This window comes from Pseudomonas sp. IT-P44, from assembly GCF_949768225.1.
GTDB classification, from domain to species: domain Bacteria; phylum Pseudomonadota; class Gammaproteobacteria; order Pseudomonadales; family Pseudomonadaceae; genus Aquipseudomonas; species Aquipseudomonas migulae.
Map to the genome: position 1 here is coordinate 22645 of NZ_CATKQM010000019.1, position 11894 is coordinate 34538.

12 protein-coding genes are annotated in these 11894 nt (G+C 57.3%); 4 read left to right on the plus strand and 8 right to left on the minus strand.

Annotation, left to right across the window (positions count from 1 at the left end; genetic code table 11):
* Positions 1-36: 36 nt before the first annotated feature.
* The 4 genes from aspS to ACM6IO_RS11660 all read right to left on the minus strand — a co-directional run bounded on the left by aspS (position 37) and on the right by ACM6IO_RS11660 (position 3339).
* Positions 37-1812, minus strand: a complete 1776-nt coding sequence (gene aspS, locus ACM6IO_RS11645) for an aspartate--tRNA ligase (protein ID WP_008029229.1) — start codon at positions 1810-1812, stop codon at positions 37-39.
* 100 nt (positions 1813-1912) lie between these two features.
* The gene (locus ACM6IO_RS11650; RefSeq protein WP_010457489.1) at positions 1913-2134 is read right to left on the minus strand and encodes an FmdB family zinc ribbon protein; all 222 of its coding nucleotides are present in this window, start codon (positions 2132-2134) and stop codon (positions 1913-1915) included.
* Between the two features lie 136 nt (positions 2135-2270).
* Complete coding sequence (locus ACM6IO_RS11655; RefSeq protein WP_008029232.1) at positions 2271-2609, minus strand: ribbon-helix-helix domain-containing protein; 339 nt, start codon at positions 2607-2609, stop codon at positions 2271-2273.
* 259 nt (positions 2610-2868) lie between these two features.
* Complete coding sequence (locus ACM6IO_RS11660) at positions 2869-3339, minus strand: Dps family protein (RefSeq protein ID WP_008029233.1); 471 nt, start codon at positions 3337-3339, stop codon at positions 2869-2871.
* 308 nt (positions 3340-3647) lie between these two features.
* On the opposite strand from ACM6IO_RS11660, the gene ACM6IO_RS11665 reads away from it, so the two are divergent.
* Positions 3648-4250, plus strand: coding sequence for a cold-shock protein (locus ACM6IO_RS11665; RefSeq protein WP_192229104.1), 603 nt, complete (start codon positions 3648-3650; stop codon positions 4248-4250).
* A 61-nt stretch (positions 4251-4311) separates the two neighbouring features.
* Here ACM6IO_RS11665 and ACM6IO_RS11670 read toward each other — a convergent pair whose 3' ends face one another.
* Entirely contained in the window at positions 4312-4518 is a 207-nt protein-coding gene (locus tag ACM6IO_RS11670; protein ID WP_008029236.1) for a SlyX family protein, read from the minus strand.
* Positions 4519-4521: 3 nt separating this feature from the next.
* Positions 4522-4947, minus strand: coding sequence for an HIT domain-containing protein (locus ACM6IO_RS11675; RefSeq protein WP_008029239.1), 426 nt, complete (start codon positions 4945-4947; stop codon positions 4522-4524).
* Between the two features lie 916 nt (positions 4948-5863).
* On the opposite strand from ACM6IO_RS11675, the gene ACM6IO_RS11680 reads away from it, so the two are divergent.
* The gene (locus tag ACM6IO_RS11680) at positions 5864-7210 is read left to right on the plus strand and encodes an OprD family porin (protein ID WP_008043324.1); all 1347 of its coding nucleotides are present in this window, start codon (positions 5864-5866) and stop codon (positions 7208-7210) included.
* Between the two features lie 76 nt (positions 7211-7286).
* On the opposite strand, the gene ACM6IO_RS11685 is transcribed toward ACM6IO_RS11680, so the two are convergent.
* A complete protein-coding gene (locus ACM6IO_RS11685; RefSeq protein ID WP_223451734.1) occupies positions 7287-8129 on the minus strand; it encodes a mechanosensitive ion channel family protein in 843 nt (280 codons plus the stop codon).
* Between the two features lie 138 nt (positions 8130-8267).
* The gene (locus tag ACM6IO_RS11690; RefSeq protein WP_007906601.1) at positions 8268-8753 is read right to left on the minus strand and encodes a YajQ family cyclic di-GMP-binding protein; all 486 of its coding nucleotides are present in this window, start codon (positions 8751-8753) and stop codon (positions 8268-8270) included.
* 140 nt (positions 8754-8893) lie between these two features.
* Between ACM6IO_RS11690 and ACM6IO_RS11695 the strand changes: the two genes are divergently transcribed.
* Both ACM6IO_RS11695 and ACM6IO_RS11700 read left to right on the plus strand, forming a co-directional pair.
* Positions 8894-9811, plus strand: a complete 918-nt coding sequence (locus ACM6IO_RS11695) for a putative 2-dehydropantoate 2-reductase (RefSeq protein ID WP_223481342.1) — start codon at positions 8894-8896, stop codon at positions 9809-9811.
* Positions 9812-9856: 45 nt separating this feature from the next.
* Positions 9857-11893, plus strand: a complete 2037-nt coding sequence (locus ACM6IO_RS11700; RefSeq protein ID WP_008029248.1) for a sensor histidine kinase — start codon at positions 9857-9859, stop codon at positions 11891-11893.
* The last annotated feature ends 1 nt before the right edge of the window (position 11894 follow it).

Consider the following 11894-nt stretch of genomic DNA (forward strand, 5'->3'; position numbering starts at 1 on the left):
GGCGCATCCCATGAGGATGCGCCTTCAGGGTCAGCCTTACTCAGCCTTTGGCGTTTCGCGCAGACGAATGTGCAGTTCGCGCAATGCCTTGGCATCGACCACACCCGGTGCTTGCGTCATCACGTCGGCAGCACTCTGGGTTTTCGGGAAGGCGATCACTTCACGGATCGACTGGGCGCCGGTCATCAGCATCACCAGACGGTCCAGACCGAAGGCCAGACCACCGTGCGGCGGCGCGCCGTATTTCAGGGCGTCGAGCAGGAAGCCGAATTTCTCTTCCTGTTCCGCTTCATTGATACCCAGCAGGCGGAATACCGTCTGTTGCATTTCCTTGCGGTGGATACGGATCGAACCGCCACCCAGCTCGGTACCGTTCAGAACCATGTCGTAGGCACGGGACAAGGCGGTCGCTGGGTTGGCTTCCAGCTCTTCCGGGGTGCATTTCGGCGCGGTGAACGGGTGGTGCAAGGCAGTGAAGCTGCCGTCGTCGTTTTCTTCGAACATCGGGAAGTCGACGACCCACATTGGCGCCCACTTGCAGGTCAGCAGGTCCAGGTCGTTACCGACCTTGATCCGCAGTGCACCCAAGGCTTCGCTGACGATCTTGGCTTTGTCGGCACCGAAGAACACGATGTCGCCATCCACTGCGCCAACGCGATCGAGGATCACGTTGAGGTTGGCTTCAGGGATGTTCTTGACGATTGGCGACTGCAGGCCTTCAACGCCTTTGGCGCGCTCGTTGACCTTGATGTACGCCAGGCCCTTGGCACCGTAGATGCCGACGAACTTGGTGTAGTCGTCGATCTGCTTGCGCGGCATGCTCGCTGCGCCAGGAACACGCAGGGCAGCGATACGGCATTTCGGATCGTTGGCCGGGCCACTGAAGACCTTGAAGTCGACTTCTTTGAGCTGGTCGGCAACGTCCACCAGTTCCAGCGGGTTACGCAGGTCCGGTTTGTCGGAACCGTAACGGCGCATGGCCTCTTCGAAGGTCATGTGCGGGAATTCACCGAATTCCAGATCCAGCACTTCCTTGAACAGGTTGCGGATCATGCCTTCGGTGAGGCCCATGATGTCTTTTTCATCGAGGAAGCTGGTTTCGATGTCGATCTGGGTGAATTCAGGTTGACGGTCGGCACGCAGGTCTTCGTCGCGGAAGCACTTGGCGATCTGGTAGTAACGGTCGAAGCCGGCCACCATCAGCAGCTGCTTGAACAGCTGTGGCGATTGCGGCAAGGCAAAGAACGAGCCGGCGTGAGTACGGCTCGGCACCAGGTAGTCACGTGCGCCTTCAGGGGTGGCACGGGTCAGGATCGGCGTCTCGACGTCGAGGAAACCGTTCTCGTCGAGGTAACGACGGATGCTGGTGGTCATGCGCGAACGCAGACGCAGCTTCTCGGCCATTTCCGGGCGACGCAGGTCAAGGAAGCGATAGCGCAGACGGGTTTCTTCGCCCACTTCGGAGTATTCGTTGAGCGGGAACGGCGGGGTTTCCGATTCGTTCAGTACTTCCAGCTCGTAGCCCAGCACTTCGATCATGCCCGACGCCATGTTGGCGTTACCGGCACCGGCCGGACGCAGGCGGACCTTGCCGGTCACTTTAACCACGTATTCGCTGCGCACGCGGTCGGCGGCGGCGAAGGTTTCAGCGCGGTCCGGGTCGAACACCACCTGGGCCAGACCGTCACGATCACGGATATCGAGGAAAATCACCCCACCGTGGTCACGGCGACGGTGAACCCATCCGCAAAGGGTAATTTCCTGGCCTTCCAGGCTTTCGTTCAGTTGGCCGCAATAATGGCTGCGCATCATGGTAGTGGTTTCACTTCTCGTAATTCGAAATTCGGTTAGAGGCCTTGCACACGGGATGGTGCAAGAGCTCGCACGTGTCGTTCAACTCAGGTTCCAGACCCTAGTCGGCTTTATCGCCGCCGGCCAGGTTCTTCTTGGAACCGGTCTTGAAATCGGTTTCGTACCAGCCGGTGCCGCTAAGGCGGAAGCCCGGCATGGACAGCATCTTCTTGAGCTCTGGCGCCTGGCAGGCAGGGCAGTCGACCAGCGGTGCTGCGCTGATCTTTTGAATGGCTTCCAACTGATGACCACAGGAAGCACATTGATAGTCGTACATCGGCATGGGGGTTGTCTCGGCGATCAGATTGCTACCGCGCACGCTGGGTTTTGCGGCAAAGAGCGGGATTATATCCATTAAATGCAGCCTGTGCAGCCGTAAGACTGCACAGACTGACACACGATGCATTCCGCCATCACGGCTAGGCCATGACGACGCAACTCCCTTCCTTCAGGCTGTGCACAACGCAGACAACCCGCACCAGCCCGCTGAAATTCTTCACCCCGCCGTGACGCAAATGCACTTCTCGATCCACGTGAGACAACAACGCACTGACCGAACAGCAATTGATCCTGGCCATTTCCCCCAAAATATCCCAATACACCTGCTCAAGCCGCAAGCAGGTGGCAAAGCCATTCAAGCGTACGGATCGGGATAATGGCTGGGCCAGGCCCATATCGAACTCACTGACAAACGGATCGATCCTTACATCCTTGAATGAACCGTTCCTCCCCTCGCTTCGCCTGTCTTCATAAACCATACCGTTGACACTCCTTTGCCATCCCTGGTTCTTATAAGAGTCATGCTGTGATTCTTATAAAAGCGCAGGCGCAAAGTTATATCCAGATGACTTTTTGACCATCCACGTAGGATAAGCCAACAACTGAAGGCGGATCATGGAGACCGTCCTAGTCCGGACAATTTCCTACACATACTGGCGCAAGATCATTCAACGAAGAGAGGCCGAAACGACAGCGCGCGGACAACGCCTGCAAGGCACCATCCGCGCACTGAACGCGTTACTCATCCAGCAAAGCGCGCAACATCCATGCGGTTTTCTCGTGAACCTGCATACGCTGGGTCAGCAAATCCGCCGTGGGCTCGTCGCTGACCTTGTCGAGCAGGGGAAAGATCCCCCGCGCCGTACGCGTGACGGCCTCCTGCCCTTCGACCAGTTGCTTGATCATGCCTTCAGCGCTGGGCACGCCCGGCTCCTCCTTGATAGAAGAAAGGCGCGCATAAATGGAATAGGCACCCGGAGCAGGAAAGCCCAGCGCGCGAATGCGCTCGGCAATCGAATCGACCGCCAGGGCCAACTCGTTATATTGCTCCTCGAACATCAGGTGCAGGGTCCGAAACATGGGACCGGTGACATTCCAGTGGAAATTATGGGTTTTCAAATAAAGTACATAAGTGTCCGACAGCAGACGCGAAAGTCCGTCGACGATGGACTTGCGATCCTCTTCACTGATACCGATATCGATTGCCATGCTTTTCCCCTAAAGGTGATCAAATTCATCCGACAGGTGCAGGACCACTCTAGCAAGCCTGTCGCCACACCGCAGGCGGGAATGCCCCCGCTCCCTGCGACATATCGCCCCCGATGCACCGCTGGACTCCCTGATTTGAGTAGCCGCAAGCTTTGCTGTTAAATAGGCAGTGTGTCGCAAAGCCCTATTTTTCCGGGCGTTACGCATAGGCTGATAACGAGTACGTGCTCAACGCCTCTTATTGTTCTGAAGCGAACCGTGCTCCATCAGCTCTTCCTTGTGATCCGTCTTAACGTGAGTTAATCAAAATGTTGAAAATCGTCCACCTGCTAATGGGCGCAGCGGCCCTGCTGCTGTCCTTCATCCCTAGCCTGCGATCCGAAGCTGTTCCTTACCTGCAACAATCCGATGCGCTTTACCTGGCCTTTTTCGGCCTGCTCAACCTTACCCTCGCACCTGTAATCCCTTACTGGAACAAAGGCCCGCGTCATCAACTGCAAAACCTGGTCAGCGCCCTGCTGGTTCTGACTGTCGTATTGCAAACCCTGACGCTGCTCGCGCCGATGCCTGTCATCGCCGGTCAACCTGCCGTACTGTTCAGCCTGGTGGCGGCCCTGATCGCCGTGCTTCTTCATCTGGCCATCAGCTTCTACAAATCTTCACCGGCCACCGCTTCGCCAAGCTATGACATGACCAACCGCGATACCGGCACCGTGAAGTGGTTCAACACTTCCAAAGGCTTCGGGTTTATTTCCCGTGATTCCGGCGATGATATTTTCGTGCATTTCCGGGCCATTCGTGGCGAAGGTCATCGCGTCCTGGTCGAAGGCCAGCGCGTGGAGTTCTCCGTCATGAATCGTGACAAGGGCCTGCAAGCCGAAGACGTGATCGCCGCTCTTCCGCGACGCTGATTCAAGGCTAAAAAAAACCGCGAACAGCCAGGCTGCTCGCGGTTTTTTTACGCCTGCATGTTCAGTAATGCGGCGGTGGCGCTTCTTCTTCGAACGTTTCGAACTGGCCGGCCATTTCCTCCTGGCGCTTGAGCAAGGCCGCCATTTGCAGTTGCAGACGCTCAACGGCACGCTGCTGCGTCGCCAGCACATCGCTCAATGCCTGGATGGTGTCATCCTGAAAGGCCAGCTGGCTCTCCAGATCGGTAACGCGTTCTTCCAGGCTCATGATTCAACCCTCCAGAAACGTAAAATCATCGGTCAACACCAGACGCAGCCGCTCGCGAATCACCGCGATCTGCTCTGCACTGTAAGGCTTCGCCGGGTGCTTGCCCCAGACCGGGGCTGGCCAGGCGGCATCCTCACGCTTGCGCACAATCACATGCATGTGCAACTGACTGACGACGTTACCCAGGGCCGCGACGTTCAATTTATCCGCGTCGAACGAGTCCTTGAGCATTTCCGCCAGCGCAGTCGTTTCCTTCCAGAGCTGCACCTGATCAGCGACATCCAACTGAAATATCTCGCTGATATCGTCGCGACGAGGTACCAGGATGAACCACGGGTAGTTCGAATCATTGGACAACAGCAACCGGCTGAGCGGGAAATCCCCGATCGGTAACGTGTCTTGTTGAAGTCGTGGATCTAAAGCGAACACTGCGCGCACTCCCGTCTAGTCATCATTTTCAGCTTAGCGCCCCTCCACGCAGGACGACGCACCAAGCGACAGGACGGCAGCATACCTGTGAACACTACCGCCTTCACGACGAACCACGGCCGAAGGCCCATCGAAATTCGAGCGACCTGCAGAATGCGCGCCCCGACATGAGACATTTTTCGCAAGGGCGCACCATTACAGAACCGATGATCATGCAAAAAACGCTGAAATGACTGACAAACAACGACCTGTTCGCAATCACTCAGCAGTCATGCTGTATGAATTCAGTACAGCGATTAAAATTTTTTGCACCAAAACCGCACAGTGCGTCTACGCTGAGTGCGTCGGGTATCCGCCAATTACCCACTGGCGGGGTGAACCGGTAACGTTTTTGTTTGTCACGCAGTCGGCCAGGAGGGCGCAACACGATGCAAACCGTGGCGTCAAGCCCCATTAAAAGGTGCTTGTAACCCCCGGTTTTATGAGGTTTTTACGGTAACACGCAGGCGTTCAGAAAAAAAAACAGCAGTTTTCTGATTTGTGCACGCTTGTTGCATTCACACTCACATCGCCTGCAATGCAACCACTGGAAGTGGAAGCCTTCAGGCAAATAAAAACAGTGGCAGGGTTGCCCGATGGAGATTCAAACGTTTCACCAGGGACTCTTTTTACCGATGCTCACGCCTTGGAAAACAGCGATGACGTTGTCATTCCGGTTGCATTGGGGCTGTAAATTTGCGACATCTACCAAGCTGTTTGCGACGGGGTCGTAAAGAAGCTGAAAGGATAGATACGCAAGTATCGCCAACATGGTCGGCGTGATATAAGTTTGCGCCGACACAAAAAGAAAGAGCCGCCCAGATAATAAAACAGGTGGGACGGCAGTACTCTTCTAAAACCAAAGGAGCAAATCACGATGCGCGTGATGAAGTGGAGCATGATCGCACTGGCAGTTGCAGCAGCAGCCAGTACTCAAGTGGCTACGGCCGCACCTTTCGTAAGTGACCAGGCTGAAGCCAAAGGTTTTGTTGAAGACAGCTCGTTGAACTTGCTGGTCCGCAACTACTACTTCAACCGTGACAACAAAGACGGCGCCCGCGACGTCAAAGACTGGACCCAAGGTCTCTGGGGCACCTACAACTCCGGCTACACCCAAGGTACTGTCGGCGTTGGTGTTGATGCATTCGGTTACCTGGCCATCAAACTGGATGGCGGCGATGGCACTTCCGGTTCGGGCAACATGAGCCGTAGCGACGTCGTAAACGCCAACGGTGGCCGCAACGTCAACGACAGCCAAGGTAAAGCAGGCGCGGCCATTAAATTCCGCGTTTCCAAAACCGAGCTGAAAATCGGCGACATGTCGCCAAGCACTGCTCCAGTGTTTGCTGTTGGCGGTTCCCGTATCCTTCCTCAAGTTGCCAGCGGTATCCAACTGCAGAGCAGCGAAGTCAAAGACCTTGACCTCGAAGCCGGCCACTTCTACTCGGGTTCCAGCCAGGACAAAAACTCCCGCGACGGCGACCTGTTTGCAAACTATGCTGGCGTGAAAGCCAAAAGCATGGACTACTTCGGTGGCAAGTACGGCATTACCGACAACCTGTCCGCATCGCTGTATGGCGCCCAGCTGGAAGACATCTGGAACCAGTACTACGCCAACGTGAACCTCACCACTCCATTTGGTGGTGACACGTCGCTGAACACTGACTTCAACATCTATCGCACCACCGACACCGGTGATTCGAAAGCTGGTGACATCAGCAACACCGCATTCTCGCTGGCAACTGCTCTCTCGTTCCTGAAAGCGCACACCATCACCCTGGCCTTCCAAAAGGTTAATGGCGATACCCCGTTCGACTACGTCGGTATCGGCAAGAACAACCGCGGTGGCGACTCGATCTTCCTCGCCAACTCCATCCAGTACTCTGACTTCAACGCCCCTGGCGAGAAGTCTGCCCAGATCCGTTACGATCTGAAAATGGCTGAGTACGGCGTTCCAGGTCTGAGCTTCATGACCCGTTACGTGAAAGGTTGGGACATCGACGGTACCAACACCCCAGCAGGCAGCGCTTACACCGGCCTGTACGGTGAAGATGGCAAGCACAACGAAACCAACTTCGAAGCCAAGTACGTTGTTCAGTCTGGCCCGGCAAAAGATCTGTCCGTTCGCTTCCGTCAAGCTTGGCACTTTGCTAACGCCGACGAAGGTGAAGGCGACGTGAAAGAGTTCCGTGTGATCGTCGACTACCCACTGTCGATTTTGTAATCGCATCCAGTTAGTTTGCGGTAACAAATAAAAAAGGCCCATCTTCGGATGGGCCTTTTTGTTGCCTGCTTGTTGCTTACTGCACCGCAGATTCCTGCACCACACGAATCACCCGCTGTGGAAACGGGATATCGATACCGGCCGTTTTCAACCGGTCACGGGACTGTTCGTTAAACATGAACATCACATCCCAATAATCCGCCGTCTTCACCCACACTCGCAGGGAAACAGTGATCGAACTGTCGCCCAGGGTAGAAATGACGGCTTGCGGAGCCGGCTCAGCCAGGATGCGCTCATCCTTGGCCAGGTCCAGCAATACTTCACGGGCCTTCTGCAAGTCCGCTTCGTAATCCACGCCCACATCAAACACAACCTTGCGGGTGGGTTGACGGTTAGTGTTGGTGATAATGCCGTTCGACAAGTTGCCGTTCGGGACGATGATGGTCTTGTTATCGCCAGTGCGCAGTACGGTGTGGAAAATCTGAATGCTGTCGACCGTACCGGCAACACCTTGAGCTTCGATCCAGTCACCGATACGGAACGGACGGAACAACAGAATCAGCACGCCACCGGCGAAGTTCGCCAGGCTGCCCTGCAACGCCAGACCGATGGCCAGACCGGCCGCACCGATTGCAGCAACGAAGGAGGTGGTTTCGACACCGATCATCGACGCCACGCTGACGACCAGCAAGATCTTCAGAATAATGTTCGCCAGGCTGCTGATGAAGCCTTGCAGCGCCAGGTCGGCGTTACGCAACGCGATCAGGCCGCCCAGTTTCTGCGTCACTTTGTTGATCAACCACCAGCCGATGGCCAGGGTAATGATCGCCAGCAGCACCCGGCTGCCGTATTCCATGATCATCGGAATCCAGGCTTGGGACGCCTTGACCAGGTTGTCCACTTCAGCATTCAAGTCCATCTACATTCTCCTGATTTCCGGCCACACGGCACGCGAAAAAAATAAGCGGCAGAAAGGCTGCTCCCGTTCGGGGGCAGCCTTTCTGCCGCTGCTTGGGCCTCGGACGCCGAAAACGCCGAGAGGTTCCCGCCTGAGAAATCAGTCGCGGAAGTTGTTGAACTGCAACGGCATGTCGAACGTCTTGGCGCGCAGGGCTGCGATGGCTTCCTGCAGATCGTCACGTTTCTTGCCGGTAATGCGCACTTGCTCGCCCTGAATGGCGGCCTGCACCTTGAGCTTGGCGTCCTTGACGTGAGCGACGATTTTCTTCGCCAGCTCTTTGTCGATGCCTTCCTTGAGAACGGCTTCCTGCTTCATCAGCTTGCCCGACGCATAGGCATCCTTGACTTCAAGGCACTGCACGTCGATCTTGCGCTTGACCAGCGCCAGCTTGAGGATCTCAATCATTGCTTCGAGCTGGAAATCGGCTTCAGCGGTCAGGTTGACGGTCAGGTCCTTTTCCTTGAACTCGAAGGTGCCCTTGCCTTTCAGGTCATAACGACGATCGAGTTCCTTGACGGCGTTCTCGACCGCGTTGGTGACTTCGTGTTTGTCCAGTTCGGATACCACGTCGAACGACGGCATGTAATCTCTCCAATAAAGGGCGCGCTCGATCAAGATGGAGCACGCCTGGCTTGCGGTTAAAATCCGCGCTGATTATAACGGGTCTTTCCCATCATTCACTGCGAGCGTCCGATGCGCGCCTCAAACAGAGCAAAAAGCTGATGTCCACCACCTGGCATGTTCTGGGCGCCGGCAGCCTCGGCACTTTATGGGCCACGCGTCTGGCGCGGGCCGGGGTGCCGGTCCGGCTGATCGTGCGGGATGCGCCGCGCTTGCAGGCTTATCAGGCTGCGGGCGGCTTGACGCTGGTGGAGCACGGCGAAGCAACAACGTATGCCATCCCCGGCGAAACTACCGACAGCGATGAGCCGATCAACCGCCTGCTGGTGGCCTGCAAAGCCTACGATGCCGAGCAGGCCGTGGCCCGACTGGCGCCGCGCCTCGCGTCCGGCGCCGAATTGATTCTGTTGCAGAACGGCCTTGGCAGTCAGGACGCCGTTGCGGCGCAGGTGCCGCAAGCGCGCTGCATTTTTGCTTCGAGCACTGAAGGCGCGTATCGCGACGGTGACTGGCGCGTGGTATTCGCCGGTCACGGTTACACCTGGCTGGGGGATGCCGGTCATCCCGTGGCGCCGATCTGGCTGGATGACGTGAGCGCCGCCGGGATTCCCCACGAATGGAGCACCGACATTCTGACCCGGCTTTGGCGGAAACTGGCACTCAACTGCGCGATCAATCCACTGACGGTGTTGCACGATTGCCGCAATGGCGGCTTGCAGGACCATCATTGTGAAGTCGCGACCCTCTGCGGCGAACTGACCGAGCTGCTTGAACGCTGTGGCCAGCCGGCCGCCGCCGAAAACCTCCAGCCGGAAGTGGAACGGGTGATCCACGCCACCGCAGCCAATTTCTCGTCGATGTATCAGGACGTTGCGAATCAACGCCGTACCGAAATCAGTTATTTGTTGGGCTACGTCTGCAAAGTGGCTTCGCGACACCAACTGAACCTGCCGCACCTCAATCAGCTTGAATCACGGTTGATCGCCCATCTGCACAGCCTTGGATTGCCCAGCGACTGAGCAGCGGCTACGCTGGCCACTTGTTCCTTTTCAGCGATAAACCTGATGCCATTGCGCCAGCGCCTTGAAAACCTTCCCGTCGGCCAGAAACTGCTGGCCGCCCTGCTGGTGCTGTTGACCACCGTTTTGCTGGTCGCCAACCTGACCTTTATCAGCGCCGCGTACTACATTTCCCAGGAAAGCATGGCGCCCCAGGCCTTGCAGACCATCGGCCGACTGGTGTCCAACCCGAGCCTGGTGGCTGAAGCGCTGCAGTCACCACAAAATGCCGAGCGACTGCTCAATGAGCTCAACAGCTATTCACCGCTGCGCGCGGCAGCCCTGTATGACGGCAAGGGCGAAAGGCTGGCGCAGTTGCAACGTGGCGATCATTTGGGCCTGCCTGAGCGTTATCGCCACATCGAATCCTGGCAAGCCACCGAATTTCGCAGCAACCAAGTGATCACCCTGCCCCGCCCCGGCACCGCGCCCGGCCATCTGCTGCTGGTCGCCAGCAGCGAACTGCCGATGGCCTTCTACACCGGGACCCTGACGGCCAGCCTCGGCATTCTGATCTTCAGCGTGCTGTTATGGCTGGTGATCGCCCGGCAGATCAAACGCCTGATTACCCGGCCGATCCATCAACTCGAAGAGCTGTCCCGGCAAGTGACCCGGGAGGAGAACTACGCCCTGCGCGCCTCACGCGGCAACCATGACGAAATCGGCAGCCTGGCCGAGGCGTTCAACACCATGCTCTCGCGCATCGAGGCACGGGAGCAGCAACTCAAACGGGCACGGGACGAATCCCAGGCCGCTTACGATCAGGCCCAGGGCCTGGCCGAAGAAACCCGCCACACCAACCGCAAACTGGAACTCGAGGTCCAGGTGCGAAGCAAGATCGAGAAGAAACTCACCGGGTTCCAGAATTACCTCAACAGCATCATCGACTCCATGCCGTCGGCGCTGATCGCCCTCGACGAGCAGCTCTACGTGACGCAGTGGAATCAGGAGGCCAGCGCCCTCTCCGGCACACGCCTGGATGAAGCGCTGAATCAGCCGATCTTTCTTGCGTTCGAACCGCTCAAACCGTTTTTGCCTCAGCTCAAGCAAACCGTCGAGCAGCACACGGTGGCGAAGATCGAGCGCGTGACCTGGCTCAAGGACGATGAACCCAAGCATTACGCCCTGACCTTTTACCCGCTGATGGGCGGTGCCGGTCGTGGTGTGGTGATCCGCATCGACGACATCACCCAGCGCCTGTCGCTGGAGGAAATGATGGTGCAGTCGGAAAAAATGCTCTCGGTTGGCGGCCTCGCCGCCGGCATGGCCCACGAAATCAACAACCCGCTTGGCGCGATCCTGCACAACGTGCAGAACATTCGTCGACGCCTGTCCCCGGACTTGCCAAAAAACCTCGAACAGGCCGAACAAGTCGGCGTTGAGCTGGATACGGTCAACGAGTACCTGAAAGTACGTGAGGTGCCGCAGTTGCTCGACGGCATTCAACAGGCGGGCGCCCGGGCGGCGAAAATCGTCACCCACATGCTAAGCTTCAGCCGCCGCAGCACCCGGCAAATGGCGCCGTGCGATTTGCCGGCGCTGATCGATCAAGCCGTGGAAATCGCCGGCAACGACTTTGACCTGGCGATTGGCTTTGACTTCAAGGGTCAGGCGATCATTCGTCAGTTCGACCCCGCTCTGGGCCCCGTGCCCGGCACCGCCAACGAACTTGAGCAAGTGCTGCTCAACCTGCTGAAAAATGCCGCGCAAGCCATTCACCAGCGCGAGGACGGCTGCGAGCCGGGACGGATCATCCTGCGGACCCGACTCAATCCGCCGTGGGCGGAAATCCAGGTCGAGGACAATGGCATCGGCATGAGTGAGAGCGTGCGCAAACGCACCTTCGAACCCTTCTTCACCACCAAGGAAATCGGTCAGGGCACCGGGCTTGGCTTGTCGGTTTCGTATTTCATCATCACCAACAACCACAAGGGTCAGATGGAAGTGCAATCGACCCTGGGCCAGGGCACGTGTTTCACCTTGCGCCTGCCGTTGACGAGCACCCCGCTCGTTTCTCAAGAACTCAATCAGCTTTCGAGGTAAC